Annotated in this window: 9 protein-coding genes; 3 read left to right on the forward strand and 6 right to left on the reverse strand. The window is 74.6% G+C overall.

What is annotated here, in order from left to right; translation table 11 throughout:
• Positions 1-38: 38 nt before the first annotated feature.
• Both O7626_RS22675 and gltB read right to left on the reverse strand, forming a co-directional pair.
• On the reverse strand, positions 39-1,556 hold the full coding sequence (locus O7626_RS22675; protein WP_278063125.1) for a glutamate synthase subunit beta: 1,518 nt from the start codon (positions 1,554-1,556) through the stop codon (positions 39-41).
• Positions 1,549-6,381 carry a glutamate synthase large subunit gene (gene gltB, locus O7626_RS22680; protein WP_278063126.1) on the reverse strand — a complete coding sequence of 1,611 codons (4,833 nt, stop codon included), beginning with the start codon at positions 6,379-6,381 and terminating at the stop codon, positions 1,549-1,551. Before gltB ends, O7626_RS22675 begins: the two co-directional genes overlap by 8 nt.
• A gap of 134 nt (positions 6,382-6,515) precedes the next feature.
• Here gltB and O7626_RS22685 point away from each other — a divergent pair, with 134 nt between their 5' ends.
• The 3 genes from O7626_RS22685 to O7626_RS22695 all read left to right on the forward strand — a co-directional run bounded on the left by O7626_RS22685 (position 6,516) and on the right by O7626_RS22695 (position 10,602).
• Positions 6,516-7,391 (forward strand): GNAT family N-acetyltransferase, encoded by an 876-nt coding sequence (locus O7626_RS22685; RefSeq protein WP_278063127.1) that lies wholly within the window; start codon positions 6,516-6,518, stop codon positions 7,389-7,391.
• Between the two features lie 167 nt (positions 7,392-7,558).
• Positions 7,559-9,697 carry a M14 family zinc carboxypeptidase gene (locus O7626_RS22690; protein ID WP_278063128.1) on the forward strand — a complete coding sequence of 713 codons (2,139 nt, stop codon included), beginning with the start codon at positions 7,559-7,561 and terminating at the stop codon, positions 9,695-9,697.
• 131 nt (positions 9,698-9,828) lie between these two features.
• Positions 9,829-10,602, forward strand: coding sequence for a fasciclin domain-containing protein (locus tag O7626_RS22695; protein ID WP_278063129.1), 774 nt, complete (start codon positions 9,829-9,831; stop codon positions 10,600-10,602).
• Here the strand turns inward: O7626_RS22695 and O7626_RS22700 are convergent.
• From O7626_RS22700 to trpA, 4 genes are all read right to left on the reverse strand, one after another.
• The gene (locus O7626_RS22700) at positions 10,572-13,943 is read right to left on the reverse strand and encodes a BTAD domain-containing putative transcriptional regulator (RefSeq protein WP_278063130.1); all 3,372 of its coding nucleotides are present in this window, start codon (positions 13,941-13,943) and stop codon (positions 10,572-10,574) included. The two genes, O7626_RS22695 and O7626_RS22700, sit on opposite strands and share 31 nt — an antisense overlap.
• A gap of 276 nt (positions 13,944-14,219) precedes the next feature.
• Positions 14,220-15,425 carry an FAD-dependent monooxygenase gene (locus O7626_RS22705; protein ID WP_278063131.1) on the reverse strand — a complete coding sequence of 402 codons (1,206 nt, stop codon included), beginning with the start codon at positions 15,423-15,425 and terminating at the stop codon, positions 14,220-14,222.
• A gap of 17 nt (positions 15,426-15,442) precedes the next feature.
• A complete protein-coding gene (gene lgt / locus O7626_RS22710) occupies positions 15,443-16,738 on the reverse strand; it encodes a prolipoprotein diacylglyceryl transferase (protein ID WP_278063132.1) in 1,296 nt (431 codons plus the stop codon).
• Between the two features lie 228 nt (positions 16,739-16,966).
• The gene (trpA, locus tag O7626_RS22715; RefSeq protein ID WP_278063133.1) at positions 16,967-17,785 is read right to left on the reverse strand and encodes a tryptophan synthase subunit alpha; all 819 of its coding nucleotides are present in this window, start codon (positions 17,783-17,785) and stop codon (positions 16,967-16,969) included.
• Between the last annotated feature and the right edge of the window lie 2 nt (positions 17,786-17,787).

Here is a 17,787-nt window from a genome sequence, read left to right on the forward strand (position 1 = left end):
CCCCCGCCGGCTGACCGGACCCGGCCGGCGGCGGCCGGTCAGCGGCTCGGCACCGCCAGGGGTTGCGCGGACGGCGCCACCGGGGCGGGAAGCTGGCCGGCGCCACCCAGGTAGCGGTGGATCGCGGCGGCGGCGGCCCGGCCCTCGGCGATCGCCCAGACGATCAGCGAGGCACCCCGGTGCATGTCACCGGCGACGAAGACCCCCGGCGTACCGGCGGCCTGCCACTCGGAGTCCGAGTCGATCGCACCGCGCCGGTTGCGGGCCACGCCGAGCTGGTCGAGCAGCGGCTGCTCCTCGGTGCCCTCGAAGCCGATCGCCAGCAGCACCAGGTCGGCCGGCAACTCACGTTCGGTGCCCGGCACTGTGGTGAGGAACCGCTGGCCGTCCCGCTTCTCGACGGTTACCTCGGCGATCCGGACCGCGCGTACCTGGCCGGTGCCGTCGTCGACGAACTCCTGGACCGCGACCGCGAAGACCCGCTCGCCGCCCTCCTCGTGCGCCGGGTACTCGCGGAGGATCCACGGCCAGGTCGGCCACGGGTCGCGGGCCTCGTCCCGCTCGCGCGGCGGCTGCGGGTAGAGGTCGAGCTGGTGTACGCCGGCCGCGCCCTGCCGGTGCGCCACGCCGAGGCAGTCGGCGGCGGTGTCGCCACCGCCGATGATCACCACGTGCTTGCCTGCGGCGTCGATCGGCGTCGCCGGCTCCCGGCCGTTCACACTGGACTGACCGTCGGCCGCCGAGGCGACCGCGCGGTTGGCGGCCACCAGGTGCTGCATCGCCTGGTGTACGCCGCGCAGCGCCCGGCCCGGCGTCGCCGGGGTGTCCCGGCCGGCGAGTGCACCGCAGGCGAGCAGCACAGCGTCGTGTTCGGCCCGGAGCTGCTCGGCGGTGACGTCGGCCCCGACGTCGACGCCGGTGCGGAACACCACCCCCTCGGCGGTGAGCTGGGCCACCCGCCGGTCGATGTGCTCCTTCTCCAGCTTGAAGTCCGGGATGCCGTAGCGGAGCAGGCCGCCGATCGCGTCGTCCCGCTCGTAGACCGTCACCGCGTGCCCGGCCCGGACGAGCTGCTGGGCGGCGGCGAGTCCGGCCGGGCCGGAGCCGACCACCGCGACCGAGCGGCCGGACGGTGCCGGCACCTGCTGCGGGGCGACCAGGTCCAGGTCGAAGGCCCGGTTGACGATCTCGACCTCGACCTGCTTGATGGTCACCGGCGCCCCGCCGCCGATCCCGAGTACGCAGGCCGCCTCGCAGGGCGCCGGGCAGAGCCGCCCGGTGAACTCCGGGAAGTTGTTGGTGGCGTGCAGCGACTCGATGGCGGCCGCCCAGTTGCCGGTCCGGACCAGGTCGTTCCAGTCCGGGATGCGGTTGCCGAGCGGGCAGCCGTCGTGGCAGAACGGGATGCCGCAGTCCATGCACCGGGTTGCCTGGTCGCGGATCAGTCCCTCGTCGGCGGAGGGGTACACCTCGCGCCAGTCGGAGATCCGCACCGGCACCGGACGGCGGGCCGGCAGCTTCCGGTCGTGCTTGAGGAATCCACTCGGGTCAGGCACGGGCCACCTCCTGGGACGGGCGCGAGCCGGGGGCGACCGGTCGGGCCGGGGACGCGGGCGGGGCCGGCGACGAACCGGCCGGCGTGCCGGTGCCGGCCGGCTGGGCGGGTACGGCCGGGCTCGACAGTCCGCCCATCACCGCCTCGTCCACGTCCCGGCCCTCGGCCCGGGCCGCCCGCATGATCTCCATGACCCGCTTGTAGTCCCGGGGCACCACGGCGGTGAACTCCCGCACCGCCTCCGGCCAGCGCTTGAGCAGCCCCTCCGCCACCGACGAGTCGGTCTCGGCGAAGTGCCGCTGCACCAGGTCGTAGAGGGTGACCCGCTCGTCGTCGGTCAGCGGGGCCAGGTCGACCAGTTCGGGGTTGACCCGCCGGGTGTCGAGCTGCCAGACGAAGGCCGTACCGCCGGACATGCCGGCGGCGAAGTTCCGGCCGGTGCCGCCGAGCACCACCACGGTGCCGCCGGTCATGTACTCGCAGCCGTGGTCGCCCACCCCCTCGACCACGGCGACGGCGCCGGAGTTGCGGACCGCGAACCGCTCGCCGACCCGGCCGCGCAGGAACAGTTCACCGCCGGTGGCGCCGTACAGGATGGTGTTGCCGGCGATGATCTGGTCCTCGGCCCGGCCGTTCGGGCCCGGCGGCGCGTCGAGGCTGGCGGCGAAGGGTGCGCTCGGGTCGGGGCGGACCACGATCCGGCCGCCGGAGAGTCCCTTGCCGACGTAGTCGTTGGCGTCGCCGGCCAGCCGCAGCGTCACGCCGCTGGGCAGGAAGGCGCCGAACGACTGGCCGGCGGTGCCGGTGAGGTCGAACTCGACGGTGTCGGCGGGCAGGCCGGCCCCGCCGAACCGCCGGGTGACCGCGCCGCCGAGCATCGCGCCGACGCTGCGGTGCTCGTTGCGTACCGCCACCTGGGCCCGGATCGGGGTGCCGTTGGCCAGCGCCGGCTCGGCCAGGGCGAGCAGTTCGTTGTCGAGCGACCTGTCGAGCCCGTGGTCCTGGGCCCGTACGCCACGCCGGACGGCACCGGCCGGCAGCTCGGGTACGTGCAGCACCGGCCGCAGGTCGAGCCCGTGCGCCTTCCAGTGGTCCAGTGCCGGCGCGAAGTCGAGCAGTTCACTTGCGCCGATCGCCTCCTCCAGGCTGCGGAAGCCCAGCTCGGCCAGGTAGCCCCGGACCTCCTCGGCGAGGAAGAGGAAGAAGTTCTCCACGAACTCGGGGCGGCCGGTGTAGCGCTCCCGGAGCACCGGGTTCTGGGTGGCGATGCCGACCGGGCAGGTGTCCAGGTGGCAGACCCGCATCATCACGCAGCCGGCGACGATCAGCGGTGCGGTGGCGAAGCCGTACTCCTCGGCGCCGAGCAGGGCCGCGACGACGATGTCCCGGCCGGTCTTGAGCTGGCCGTCGACCTGCACGGTGACCCGGTCGCGGAGCTTGTTGAGCAGCAGCGTCTGCTGCGCCTCGGCCAGGCCCAGCTCCCACGGGGTGCCGGCGTGCTTGAGCGAGTTCATCGGGGAGGCGCCGGTGCCGCCGTCGTGCCCGGAGATCAGGATGACGTCGGCCTTGAGCTTGGCGACACCGGCCGCGACGGTGCCGACCCCGACCTCGCTGACCAGCTTGACGTGCACCCGGGCCGCCGGGTTCACGCTCTTCAGGTCGTGCACGAGCTGGGCCAGGTCCTCGATCGAGTAGATGTCGTGGTGCGGCGGCGGGGAGATCAGTCCGACGCCCGGGGTGGCGTGCCGGGTGCGGGCGATCCACGGCCAGACCTTGTTGCCGGGCAGCTGCCCGCCCTCGCCGGGCTTGGCGCCCTGGGCCATCTTGATCTGGATGTCGTCGGCGTTGACCAGATATTCACTCGTGACGCCGAATCGACCGCTGGCCACCTGCTTGACGGCGGAGCGCCGGGTCGGGTCGTAGAGCCGTTCGACGTCCTCGCCGCCCTCGCCGGTGTTGGACTTGCCGCCGAGGGCGTTCATCGCGACCGCGAGGGTTTCGTGCGCCTCGGCCGAGATGGAGCCGTAGGACATGGCGCCGGTGGCGAACCGCTTGACGATCTCGCTGGCCGGCTCGACCTCGTCGATCGGCACCGGCTCGCGTACGCCGGTGCGGAGCCGGAACAGTCCGCGCAGCGAGCCGGCCTGCTCGGCCAGCGCGTCGACCTTGGCGGTGTACTCCCGGAACACGTCGTACTGCCGGCTCCGGGTGGCGTGCTGGAGCAGAAAGACCGTCTCGGGGTTGAACAGGTGCAGTTCACCCTCGCGACGCCACTGGTACTCGCCGCCGACCTCCAGCGGGCGGTGGGCGAGCTGGCCGGTGTTCTCGGCGTACGCCCGCGAGTGCCGGGCGGCGACCTCGGCGTGGATCTCGGTGAGCCCGATCCCGCCGATCTTGCCGGGCGTGCCGGCGAAATACCGCTGTACGAGCCGGTTGTCCAGGCCGACCGCCTCGAAGACCTGGGCACCGCAGTACGACGAGACGGTCGAGATGCCCATCTTCGACATGATCTTGAGTACGCCCTTGCCGAGCGCCTTGACGTAGTTCCGGATCGCCTTGGCCGGCTCCACCCCGGTCAGCGCACCGGTGTTGATCAGGTCCTCGACCGACTCGAAGGCCAGGTAGGGGTTGACCGCCGCCGCGCCGTACCCGATCAGCAGGGCGGTGTGGTGCACCTCCCGGCAGTCCCCGGACTCCACGATCAGCGCCACCTGGGTCCGGGTCTGCTCCCGCACCAGGTGCTGGTGCACGGCGGCGGTGAGCAGCAGCGACGGGATCGGCGCCAGGTCGGCGGTGGAGTCCCGGTCGGAGAGGACCAGGATGCGCACCCCGTCCTCGATCGCCTCGGAGACGTGCCGGCAGATCTCGGTCAGCCGGGCCTTCAGCCCGGTCGCGCCGTCCCGGATCCGGTAGAGCCCGGAGACCCGGACCGCCTTGAAGCCGGGCAGGTCGCCGTCCTCGTCGATGGAGAGGATCTTGGCCAGCTCGTCGTTGTCGATCACCGGGTAGGGGAGCACGACCTGCCGGCAGCTCGCCGCGGTCGGCTCCAGCAGGTTCCCCTCCGGCCCGATGGTCGCCTGGAGGCTGGTCACCAGCTCCTCCCGGATGGCGTCCAGCGGCGGGTTGGTGACCTGGGCGAAGAGCTGGTGGAAGTAGTCGTAGAGCAGCCGGGGCCGGGTCGACAGCGGCGAGATCGGCGTGTCGGTGCCCATCGAGCCGACCGGCTCGGCACCGGTCCGGGCCATCGGGCCGAGCAGGATCTTCAGCTCCTCCTCGGTGTAGCCGAAGGTCTGCTGTCGGCGCCGCACCGAGTGGTGGGCGTAGACGATGTGCCGGCGCGGCGGCAGGTCGGCCAGGTCGATCAGGCCGGCGTGCAGCCAGTCGTCGTACGGCTGCTCGGCGGCCAGCTCGGACTTGATCTCGTCGTCCAGCACGATCCGGCCGGCGGCGGTGTCGACCAGGAACATCCGGCCGGGCTGGAGCCGCCCCTTGGCGACCACCGTCGCCGGGTCGAGGTCGAGCACCCCGGCCTCGCTGCCGAGCACCACCAGGCCGTCCGCGGTGAGCCACCAGCGGCCGGGCCGCAGCCCGTTGCGGTCCAGCACCGCGCCGACGAGCGTTCCGTCGGTGAAGGCCACCGAGGCGGGACCGTCCCACGGCTCCATCAGGCTGGCGTGGAAGCGGTAGAACGATTTCCGGCCCGGGTCCATGTCCGGGTCGTTCTCCCAGGCTTCCGGGATCATCATCAGCACCGCGTGCGGCAGGCTCCGCCCGGCCAGGTGCAGCAGTTCGAGCACCTCGTCGAAGTTGGCCGAGTCGGAGGCGGCCGGGGTGCAGATCGGGAAGAGCCGCTTGATGTTCCCCGGGATCTCCGGGCTGCCCAGCAGCGCCTCCCGGGCCTGCATCCAGTTCTTGTTGCCGCGGATCGTGTTGATCTCGCCGTTGTGCGCGATGAACCGGTAGGGGTGGGCCAGCGGCCAGGACGGGAAGGTGTTGGTGGAGAAGCGCGAGTGCACCAGGGCGATCGCGCTGCTCACCCGGGGGTCGGTCAGGTCCGGGAAGAACTCGGGCAGCTGGTCCGGGGTGAGCATCCCCTTGTAGACCATGGTCCGGGCCGAGAGCGACGGGAAGTAGGCCGGCACCCCCCGCTCGGCGGTCTCCCGCTCGGCCTGCTTGCGGACGCAGAACGCCACCCGGTCCAGGTCGAGGCCGGTCAGCGGGGTGCCGGCCCGGCCGGCCGGCGAGTCGGTCAGCCGGTGCGCGGCCAGGAAGAGCTGCCGGATCACCGGCCGGGCCGCCAGCGCGGTCTCGCCGAGGTCGTCGGCACGGACGGGTACGTCCCGCCAGCCGAGGATCTCGGCCCCCTCGACCAGCGCGTACTTCTCCAGCACCGTCCGGGCGCGCGCCTCGTCGGCCGGGTCGGTGGGCAGGAAGACCAGGCCGGTGGCGTACTGCCCGGCGGGCGGGAGCGGGAAGTCGACGACCTCGCGGAGGAAGGCGTCCGGCACCTGGAGCATGATCCCGGCGCCGTCGCCGGTGTTCTGCTCGGCGCCCCGGGCACCCCGGTGGTCGAGCCGGCACAGCGCGGCGAGGCCGTTCGCGACGACGCCGTGGGAGCGCCGGCCGTGCAGGTCCGCGACGAAGGCCACCCCGCAGGCGTCCCGCTCCGCGGCCGGGTCGTAGAGCCCCTGCGGCTCCGGCGTCCGGACGGCCGCGGCGGCGGCGCGCTCGGGGACCCGGCCGGGGAGGTGTCCCGGCCCGGTCGACGCGGAGTCGGCACCCGCCGACGAGGAGAGGTGCGGTTCCTGGGGGTACGGAAAGGCCACCGGGGCTCCTGTCGTCACTCACGTTCAATCATTAGGTCGGGACGACGTCGGCCCTGCTGGGTCTCTCGAGTCTACGTTAGGGGCCGGCGGGGTCCACCAGGGGCGAACCGATCACGGGCAGCGGAATTGATCACATGGCCCAGATCCCGTACGTGTACGCTCCCCCGGTGGCATCTGTACGAGACGAGCCGTTTGACCGGTTGGAACGCTTTTACGATGCGGTGCCGCGTGACGGGGCACACACGGAGGATTTCGGGGGGCTGGTGCTGTTCGTCCGCGATGGCGCGGGATGGCCATTCTACGCCCGACCGAGGCTGGACGCCACGGAGCCGCCGTCGGCCGCCGACGTGACAGCCGTCCGCCAGCGGCAACGTGATCTCGGGCTGCCCGAGGCGTTCGAGTGGGTACACGAGAACCACCCGGAACTGCTCGCGGTGGCCCGGTCGGCGGGGTTGGCGGTGCTGGAGGCACCGCTGATGGTCCTCGACCCGGCCGAGCTGCCCCCACCCGAGCGGTTCGCCGGCACGCCGGTCCGGATCCTCGACCCGGCCGCGTCGACCTTCGCCGAGGACGTGGCGGCCCGGCGCGCGGTCGCCGCCGTCGGCTTCGCCACCCCCGGCACCGAGGTCGGCACCGCCGGACCGGCCGCCCGGGACACCGCCCTGGTCGAGCTGCCGCTGGACTCGCTTGACGAGGAGCGCACCCGGACGGCCGCCGGCCGCCGGCTCTCCGCGCTCGTCGAACAGCCCGGCCAGGGCGCGGTGGCCAGCGGCATGGCGCTGCGGGTCGAGGACGTCGCCGAGATCGCCGGCATCGCCACGCTGCCCGCCGCGCGCCGCCGGGGGCTGGGCGCCGCCGTCACCGCCGCGCTCGCCCGCCGGCTGCTCGACGAGGGTACGACCCTGGTCTTCCTCTCCGCCGGCAGCGAGGAGATCGCCCGGGTCTACCTGCGGGTCGGCTTCCGCCGGATCGGCACCGCCTGTATCGCCGAACCCGCCCCGGTCGGCTGAGGTGTAAGGAAGGGCCCCTTCCTATACAAAAAGCGATAGGAAGGGGCCCTTCCTTACACCTGGGCTGGGGATGCTCAAGACATCCTCAAGATCATTGCATCGTCGCACGTCGCAGGATCATGATGACCCGCAGTGCTGTCCCCCGACTCCTCCCCCTCGGAGTTCACATGCGAACAACGAAACCGACGGCGGTCGTACTGTCCACATTGCTCGCGGCCACCCTCGGCGCCGGCACCGCCCCCTCGGTGGCGCTCGGCCAGCCGGCGGCGACGGTGCCGGGCAGCCTGGCGGCGGAGCCCAACCAGGTCACCGGGCTGCGCGTCAGCCAGGCCGACGGGTACGCCACACTCGCCTGGACCCCCGTACCCGACGCCACCGACTACCAGATCGAACGCACCCCGGTCGACGCCTCCGACACCGCCACCGGCCCGGCCGTCGTGGTCGGCGTCTGGCGACCCAACCGCCAGGTCGACAACACCTCACCCACCTTCGCCGACGCCGGCTTCGACCCCGGCCAGCGCTTCCGGTGGCGGGTACGGGCCCGGATCGACACCGCCGAACAGCCGTACTCGGCACCGGTCACCGGCAGCACCCCGGCGCCCTGGGGCGACCCGACGGTACCCGGGCAGAACCTGCGCACCCAGTGGGAGACCACGAAGGCCGCGCAGTACACCAGCGACGTCGACGAGTACGCCTACACGGCCGAGATCGACCGGCTCAGTGACCGGGTCCGGGTGGTGGAGATCGGTCGTACCGTGCAGGACCGGCCGATCAACATGTTCGTGATCGGCCACCCCGCACCGCCGGCCACCCCGGCGGCGGTCGCCGCGACCTCACCACTGGCGATCAACTGCAACGTGCACGGCAACGAACCCGGTGACCGGGAAGCCTGCCTGGTGCTCGCCCGCAAGCTCGCCTTCGGCACCGACGCCCGGACGGTCGACCTGCTCAGCCACACCACCGTGCTGATCGTGCCGACGATCAACGGCGACGGTCGGGCCGCCAACACCCGGGGCAACTCCACCGGGCAGGACCTCAACCGCGACTACTCGCTGATCCGCCAGCCGGAGACCACGGCGTACGTGGAGATGCTCCGCGACTACCGGCCGGTGGCCGGCTACGACGGGCACGAGTACGGCAACGCGCAAGCCGGTGACCTGCCGATGCTGCCGCCCCGGCACCAGAACGTGGCGCAGCAGATCTTCGACGGGTCACTGGACATGATCGAGGGTCACATGTACGTCCAGGGCGCCCGGGACGGCTGGTGGGCCTGCCCGTACGGCTGCCAGGGCGGCAGCGGCGTCGGGCTGAGCGAGGAGACCATCCTGCGCAACACGCTCGGGCTGAAGAACACCGTCAACTCGCTGCTGGAACTGCGCAGCTCCGGCGGGCAGACCCGACCCGACGAGGGAAACTCGGCGAACAACCGGCGCCGCAAGACGTACTCGGCGCTCTGGACGTTCAGCCAGTTCCTCGACTACCACCGGGCCAACCTGCCGGCGATCACCAAGGCGCGCGGCGAGGCGATCGAGTTCCAGGCGGCCAACACCGGCCGGCTCGTCTTCCGGGGCTCCCGGCCGATCCCGCTGCACCCGGCACCGCACCCGGGCGAGGCCGGCCCGCGGGACGACCTTCCGGTACCGGAGATGATCCTCGACGACGCGCCGTGCGCGTACCGGCTGACCGAGGAGCAGTACAACGGGGCACGCACCGACGGCCCGGACTCCGTCGGCGCCACCGTGGCGCAGCGAATCGCCGCGCACGGCTGGAAGGTCGTCAAGGGCACCGACGGGTACTACGTGCCGCTCGCCCAGCCGGAGCGGGGCCTGATCCCGCTGCTCCTGGACGAGCAGGGCGCCGAGGAGTGGGTGGCCGGCACCCGGGTCTACCCGACCCGTACCGGCCGGCACAACGGGCCGCTCACCGTCTCCGGCTTCGCCTGCCTGGAAGACGCGACGGTGAACGGTCCGGTCACCGTCGCGCCCGGCGCCATCCTGGTCGCCACCGGTACGACGATCAGCGGTCCGGTCAACGCGGCCGGCGCCGCCGGGATCTTCCTCGGCGACAGCACCGTCCGGGGTCCGGTCTCGGTCGCCGGCACCACCGGGGCGATCTCGCTGATCGGCAACACCGTCTCCGGCCCGGTCTCGGTGGCGGTGAACAACACCGGCAGCGGCTCGGCGCTGATCGCCGGCAACTCGGTGCACGGCCCGCTGAGCTGCGCGGTCAACAGCCCGGCACCGACGAACATCGAGGTGCCGAACTCGGTGCGCGGCCCGAGGTCGGGCCAGTGCGCGGCGCTGTGACCCGCCCGGGTAACGGATAACCGCGCACCGACCGCCGTACCGGTGGGCCGGGCCGCCGACGCCCGTCCCACCGGTACGGCACAGCCGTCCGTCGCTTCCGTCGCACGTTCCTCGTCGTCGTGGAGGTCGTCGTGTCCGAGCCATCCCAGACGTCCGTGCCCTTCGGGACGTCCGAGGCGTCCGAGGCGGCGTGCGCGCGCTTCGTGGCGTCCGTCTCGTCGTCCCGGCCGTCGAGCGGGCCCGCCGGGCGTACCCGGGGCGGCCGGCTCCGGTTCCGGGCCGCGCTGCTGGCCGCGACCGCGCTGCTGGCGGCGGCCGTTGCCGGCTGCACCGGCGACGCGGCGGACCGGCCCGGTACGTCGGCGGCCGGCGGTACGGCCGGTTCCGGGGTGACCGGCCCGCTCTGCACCGCGCTGCCGGCCGGCACCGATCCGGGGAACCCGGCCGCCCTGGCCGACCAGCCGGGCGACGTGGCGTTGCAGTGGATCCCGGTGCTGACCCGGTTCGAGGCGGCGGTACGCGCCGCCGGCCTCTCGGCCGAGTTGCGCGCTCCGGGCGGGGTGACCGTGCTGGCCCCCACCGACGACGCGTTCGCGAGGAAGTTCTCCGAGGAGAACCTCGACGACCTGATGATCCACCGCCGGGACGAACTGCGGGATCTCGTCCGGGCGCACCTGGTGGCCGGCGCGCACCCGCTGGCCGACCTGGTCGCCGCCGGCACGCTGCGCACCCTCGACGGCAGCACGCTGCCGGTCGGTGCGGCCGGGTCGATGGCCCGGATCGGCGAGCAGGTGCGATGCGTCTGCGCCGACTACCGGGTCGCGGGCGGCCGGATCCACATCGTCGACGGCGTACTCGGCAAGCTGCCCACCACCTACGACCCGAACGCCGACTCCGGCCACTGACCCGCCCGCCGCCGGCCCGCCCGGGAATCCCCGGCCAGTACGGCGTCCAGCGACGCCTCCCGCCCGTACCGGTACGCCGGGGTGAACCCTCCGCCGGGCCCGGGTAGGTGTGCCGGGACGTCGAGTTGGGCGCGCAGGGCCCGCTCGGTCGCCTCGGTGTCAGCCCGTTCACAGGCCGGCACCGGTGCACCGATCTCCGCCCGGATCCGGTCCGCGGCGCCGAGCAGCCGGGCCCCGCGTACCGGGTCGCCGTCCTGCCGGGCCACCTCGGCGAGCGCCTCCAGCACACTGGCGGTACGCCACCGGTCGCCGACCTGCCGGTGCGCGGCCAGGCTGAGCCGCAGGTGCCGGGCGGCCCGCCGGGTACGCCCGCCGCGCAGCTCGACCAGCCCGCAGAGGTTGTGTGCCCAGCCGACGCCCTCCGGGAAGCCGGTCGCGGAGTACCGCCGCAGTGCCACGTCCAGCAGGGCCGACGCCCGGTCGATGTCGCCCCGGTACAGCGCGACCGCGCCGAGGTTCATCAGCGCGCTCGCCGCCGCCAGCCGGTCGCCCAGCCGCTCGTGCCGGCGCAGGCTCGCCCACAGCCGAGAGTCGGCCCGGTCCAGGTCGCCGGCGAGCCAGGCGGTGAAGCCGCGCAGCTCGGTGATCTGCGCCTCGGCCCACTCGTCGGCGTAGTCGGCGAAGATGGCTCCGGCGGTGGCCAGCTGGTCGGCGGACTCGGCGTACCGGGCCTGTTCCCGGGCGACCGAGCCGAGGATCTGCGCCAGCTGCGCCTCGGCCCGGCGGTCTCCGGTGACCCGACAGGCGGCCCGGGCCAGCTCGGCGTGCCGGGTCGCGGCCGGATAGTCGCAGGCCAGCATCGCCAGCATGGCGGCGCCGATCCCGGCCCGGGAGCGCAGCGCGGCCGGGGCGTCCGGATGCCGGGCCAACGCCGTGGAGAGCCAGGCGTGGCCCTCCCGGTAGTTGCCCGCCAGCCGGCAGTACATCGCGAGGGCGGCGGCCAGCCGCAGGTCGCCGTGTGCCGGGCCGGCCGCGCCCGCCTCGGCCAGCCAGGTCATCGCGGACCGCAGGTTCGGCTCCTCGGCGCGCAGCCGGGCCAGCCACCGGTCCCGGGCGGCGCCGCGCAGCCGGGCGTCGGCCTGCTGGGCCAGCTCCAGGCAGTACCTGGCGAGCGCCTGCCGGGCGGCCACCTCGGCGCCGGAGCCGACCAGCCGGTCCAGTGCGTGCCGCCGGACCGGCTCCAGCATCCGGTAGCGCGGCTGCCCGCCCTCCCCCGGGACGGCTGCCCCGGCGTCCCCGCCCTCCCCGGGGCCGGCTGCCCGGGGGTGCGTTGCGTCGCCCGACCCGGACGCTCCGGCGTGCCCGCTCTGCCCCGGCCCGGACGCCCCGGCGTGTGGTGCGGGGCCGGACGGCAGCGGTTCCACCAGGGACGCCTCGACCAGCGCGGCCAGGGCGGCCGGCGCGGCCGGGCCGCCGATCGACCGGGCCGCCTCGGCGTCGAACCCACCCGTGAAGATCGCCAGCCGGTCGAAGAGTCGGCAGGCGTCGGCGTCCAGCAGGCAGAGGCTGGACTCCACCGCGGCGGCGACGCTCCGGTGCCGGTCGGCCGGTCTCGGATCCGGGCTGCGCAGCAGCCGTACGCCGGTCCGCAGCCGCCCGACGATCTCGGGCACCGTCAACATCGGGGTACGCGCCGCGGCCAGCTCGATCGCCAGCGGCAGCCCGTCCAGTTCGGCACAGAGTCGGACGACCGCCTCGGCGCTGGTCTCCGGAACGGGTCGGCCGGCGCAGTCCCGGGCCCGTTCGAGGAAGAGCAGGGTGGCCGGATGGGCGGCCAGCGCCGCGAGGCTGTGCCCGGCACCCACCTCGGGTACGCCGAGCGCCGGCACCCGGATCCGCGACTCGACGGCCAGCCGCAGCGCGATCCGGCTGGTCGCCAGCACCCGCAGCCCCGGGCAGCGGGACAGCAGCCGGTCGACCAGCTCCGCGCAGCCGGTGACCAGGTGTTCGCAGTTGTCCAGCACCAGCAGTGCCCGGTCCGGCCCGAGGTCGGCGGCGAGCGCCTCGACCACGTCCCGCCCCACGTCCGGTACGCCGAGCGCGGCGGCGACCGCCTGCGGCACCCGTACCGGGCTCTCCACCGCGGTCAGGTCGACGAACCAGACCGGCCGGTCGGTGACCGCCCCGGCCGCCGCGACCGCCAGCCGGGTCTTGCCGGCCCCGCCCGTTCCGGTGAGGGTGACCAGGCGGTGCCGGTCCAGCCGCTCGGCGACGACGTGCAGGAGTTCGTCCCGGCCGAGCAGGGCGGTAAGCGGGACCGGCAGCCGGGCGGCCGGACGTTCCCGGTATGTCGGCGGGTCGACGGCAGCCTCCGGGCCGGACACCGCCGCCGGCCCCGTCGCCCAGTCCTCGGGCAGCTCACCGGCGCGCACCGCCGCCGCCAGTACGCAGACCCGCCCGGCCGGCTCGACGCCGAGCTGTTCCCGGAAGACGTGCTGGGCCCGCTGGTGCACCTCTGCGGCGGCCCGCCGCCCCCGGTGCAGGTACGCCGCGACGAGCAGCAGTTCCCACAGCCGCGCCCGCAGCGGATGGGTCGCCACCGCGCGGGTCAGTTCGGCGACGGCCACCCGGGCCACCTGGGCGGCGGTCGCCCCGGCGGCCACCACGGCGCGGTCGGCGACCGGCCCGCCGGCGGCGGTGTGTGCCGCCACGGCGAGCCGCAGCGCACACTCCCAGCGCTGCGCGAAGGCGTCGACCCGGGCCTGGCGCAGCCGCGCCAGTTCGGCGGCGGCCCACCCGGACGGACAGAGCCGGTACGGGTCGCCGGCCTCGCCGCCGGCCGGTGCCGCCCCGGCGGACCGGTCCGGCCCGGCGGACCGGTCCGGCAGCGGCTCGGTCCAGACGGCCAGGGCGGCCCGGAACAGCCGGGCGGCGGCCCGCAGCTCACCGGCGGCCATCCGGCGCCGGGCCCGGTCGGACAGCCGGGTGAACCGGCTCGCGTCGATCCGGTCCCTCGGCATCCGGAGCAGGTAGCCGGTCGGCCGGACCTCCAGGGTGCCGGGCGATCCGCAGCCGGTCAGCGCGGCCGCCAGCAGGGTCGCCGCCCGGCGCAGCGGACGGGCACCGGTCCGGGCCAGCGTTTCCCGGCCGGCCAGGGCGGCGAGCAGTTCCGCCTCCGGGACGGGCTCGTTGGGACGCAGCGCCAGCAGCCCGAGGAGCGCTCCGGCGCCGTCCGGCAGCGCGACCGGCCCCCGGGGCCCGATCAGGCGTACCGGCCCGAGCAGCCGTACCCCGCCCGGGGTGGCGTGCCGCCGCTCCGAACTGGCCTGTTGGTCAGGCACGCTGTGCCGCAACTGGGAGCCCTCACCTTCGCTCCCGGGTAGTGTGCGTGACCCGTGCGGGTGCGGGGCATCCCCCCGACCGGTCGGTTGGCCGACAAACCGGTGGGTCCGGCGGGATCCGCTCGGGCAGCAGTCTGCTTCGATTCGGATACCGACCGGTCATCCGGTGGCCGACGGCCCGGCTACTCCAGCGGCCGACGGCCCGGCTACTCCGGCGCCGGCGGCTTGGCTGCTCCGGCCCGGCGGTTTGGCTGCGCCGACGGTGGGCGGTTCCGACTACTCCGGTGGCCGCCACTGGGCCGCGACGGTCGCCGCGCTGCCCAGCAGCCGGGGCGTGATCGTGCCGAGTGCCGCGTCCCGGGCCCGCAGGGCCAGCCGTCCCCGGGTTTGCAGGACCGCCGACATCCGCCGGGTCTGCCGGACCACGGTGACGGTCCGGGGACGACGCAGCCGGTGGTACGACTCGACCGCCTCGCGCAGCGCCGGGCCGGGGATCGCCTCCCGGACCACCGAACGCAGCGTCGCGGCGTCCTCCAGGGCGAGACAGGCACCCTGACCCAGGTGGTGTGGCATCGCGTGCGCGGCATCACCGAGCAGCACCACCCCGCCGGTGCCGGACGGGAAGCCGTACGCCCGGGGCAGCGGACGCAGCTCGCGCACCTCCTGCTGCACCAGGTCCTCCGGCTCGGTGGCGGCGAGCAGCTCGCCGATCGGCGCCGGCCAGTTCGCGAACCAGCGCCGGAGCAGGGCGAGCTGGGTGGCCGGCGACTCGGGGCGGGAGGCGCCGGCCGCGGTCGCCACCCAGTAGATGCCACCCCGGGTGGAGCCGCCGGAGGCGCCCCGGTCGCCGAGCGAGGCGGCGACGAACCGGTAACCGGCGCCGAGCGTCTCGCCGTCCACCGGGCGGTCGGGCGGGAGCTGTGGCGCCCGGTACCAGGGAATCACCGCCCGCCACGCCGCGCAGCCGGAGCTGACCACGGTGGCCTCCGGGGCGAGCCGGCGGCGTACCGCGCTGTCGATCCCGTCGGCGGCGACGACGAGGTCGGCCTCGAAGCTGCCGCGCCCGTCGCCGACCGCCGGCCGGGCTCCGTCGGCCTCGCCGACCCGGACGGTCCGGACCTCGACCCCGGTCCGGATCTCCACCCGGTCGCCGAGGCCGGCGACAAGCGCGTCGTGCAGGTCCTCCCGGTGTACGACCACCGGCGCGCGCTCGCCCAGCCCGGGGCGGGGCTGCACCAGCCAGTGCCCGTCGGGGCGCCGGACCCCGACGTCGGGCAGCCGGGTGGCGATCGCGGCCAGCCCTTCGCCGAGGCCGAGCGCGCGCAGTGCGTGTATCCCGTTGGGCCAGAGGACCAGGGCGGTGCGCTCGGCGCGTACCCGGTCGGCCTGTTCCAGCAGGGTCACCTGCCATCCGGACCGGGCCAGCGCACCGGCCGTCGCCAGTCCGCCGATCCCGGCGCCCACCACCACGGCCGTACGCATCGGGCCGGCTCCCCCGCTCAACGGTCCCGGTCGGCGGTCCCCGGCGCGGCCCCGGCGTCGGCCGGCTCGCCGTCCCGGGTCTCGGCCGGTGTCCCGGCGGCGGTCGGCTTCCCGGCCCGCACGCCGCCCTCGGCGAGTTCGCCGCCTTCCCGGCCGTCGCCGTCGCCGTCGCGACCGTCGTCGTTGCCGTCCCGGCCGTCGTCGTCACCTTCGCCGCTGTCGTCGTCGTAGGCGGCGTCGGCGTCGGCGTCGGCACGCTCGGCTCGGGCCGGTGCGCTCGGGTCCTCGGCCGGCGGCACCTCGCCGGTCTCCTGGAAGCGCCGGAACTGCTCCTCGGTCACCACCTGGTACGCGATCGGCGCGCCGACCGCGGCCGGCTCGCGGGAGACGTCGACCTGGGAGACGTCGCTGGCGGCGGTGTCGCCCGCGGCCAGCGGTGCGGGCGCGCCACCGACCGGGACCAGGAACTCCTGCGGGCCCCGGACCCGGACGAAGTAGACGAGCGCGCCGAGGAAGACCAGGACCGCGGTCCAGACGTTCAGCCGGGCGCCGAGGATCTCGGTCGCCTCGTCGGTACGCATCATCTCGATCCAGAACCGGCCGACGGTGTAGCCCATCACGTAGAGCGCGAACGCCCGGCCCCGGCCGAGCTTGAGCCGGCGGTCGAGGAAGAGGACCAGACCGGCGACGCCGACGTTCCAGAGCGCCTCGTAGAGGAAGGTCGGGTGGAAGAGCCCGGGTTCGAGGACCGGGTTGCCGCTGTCGTCGAGGAGGGCCTTCCCCGGGTTGGCCTGGTCCATCCGGTGGATCTCCAGGCCCCACGGCAGCGTCGTCTGCCCGCCGAACAGCTCGTTGTTGAACCAGTTGCCGATCCGGCCGACGGCCTGGGCCAGCGGCATTCCCGGAGCGAGCGCGTCGGCCACCATGGTCAGCGGCAGGCCGAGCTGCCGGGCGGCCAGCCAGGCGCCGACCGCGCCGCCCGCGACGGCGCCCCAGATCCCGAGCCCGCCCTCCCAGATGTAGAGGGCGCGGAGCGGCTCACCACCCTCGCCGAAGTAGGAGCCGGGCGAGGTGATCACGTGGTAGATCCGGGCGCCGACGATGCCGAACGGCACCGCCCAGACGGCGATGTCCAGCACCGCCCAGGGCGCGGCGCCCCGGCGGCGCAGCCGCAGCTCGGTCACCGCGCAGGCGACCACGATTCCGAGCACGATGCAGAGCGCGTAGGCCCGAACCGGCACCGGCCCGAGCTGCCACACGGCGTTGGCGGGACTCGGCAGGGCCGCCTGAGGAGAGAGCGAGGCGAGGGTCACGGGTGCACAGGCTACCGTCGCAACCCCTGCCCGCGGCACCCCGGTCCGGTTGCTACCTTCCGGCGAAGCCCGCCTGTTTCGTCCCGATACGGCCCACACTCTCCCCCCGTCGCCTGTTTGAGCTGCTCGCAGCCAGCCGGCGAGCGCGCGGAAACGGGGGCGGGGACGGGCAGGCGGGCGGTGTCCGGCCAGCGCCGGACGTTCGGATCAGCGCCCGGACGGTTCGGATCAGCGCCGGACGGTTCGGACGCCCTCGGCGAGTTCGGCGCTGAGACTGCCCAGCCTGGCGAGCCCGGCCGCCTCGTCCGGGGCGTCCAGCAGGCAGCGGATCAGGGCGCTGCCCACGATGACGCCGTCGGCGTACCGGCCGACCTCGGCGGCCTGGGCACCGGTGCCGACGCCGAGGCCCACCCCGACCGGCAGCGAGCTGACCGCCCGGACCCGGCCGACCAGGGTCGGTGCGTCGTCCGAGGTCCGCTCCCGGGCCCCGGTCACCCCCATCAGGGCGGTGGCGTAGACGAAGCCCCGGCAGTGCTCGACGGTCATCGCCAGCCGCCGGTCGGTCGACGACGGCGCGACCAGGAACGTCCGGTCCAGCCCGTACGCGTCGGAGGCGGCCAGCCACTCGCCGGCCTCCTCCGGGATCAGGTCCGGGGTGATCAGGCCGGTGCCACCGGCGGCGGCGAGGTCCCGGGCGAAGGCGTCGACTCCGTAGCGCTCGATCGGGTTCCAGTAGGTCATGATCACCACCGGGGCGCCGGTCGCGGCGACCGTCTCGACGATCCGCAGCGCGTCCCGGGTGCGTACCCCGCCGGCCAGGGCGATGTCGCTGGCCCGCTGGATGACCGGCCCGTCCATCACCGGGTCGGAGTACGGGATCTCCAGTTCGATCACGTCGACCCCGGCGTCGACCATGGCGCGCATCGCGGCGATGCTGCCGTCCACGGTCGGGAAGCCGGCCGGCATGCAGCCGACCAGCAGGGCCCGCCCCTCGGCCCGAGCCTTCTCGAAGGCGACCCCGATGCTCCGGTCCGGATCAGCGGTCATCC

Origin of the sequence: Micromonospora sp. WMMD1102 (assembly GCF_029626265.1) — a bacterium.
Lineage (GTDB): Bacteria > Actinomycetota > Actinomycetes > Mycobacteriales > Micromonosporaceae > Plantactinospora.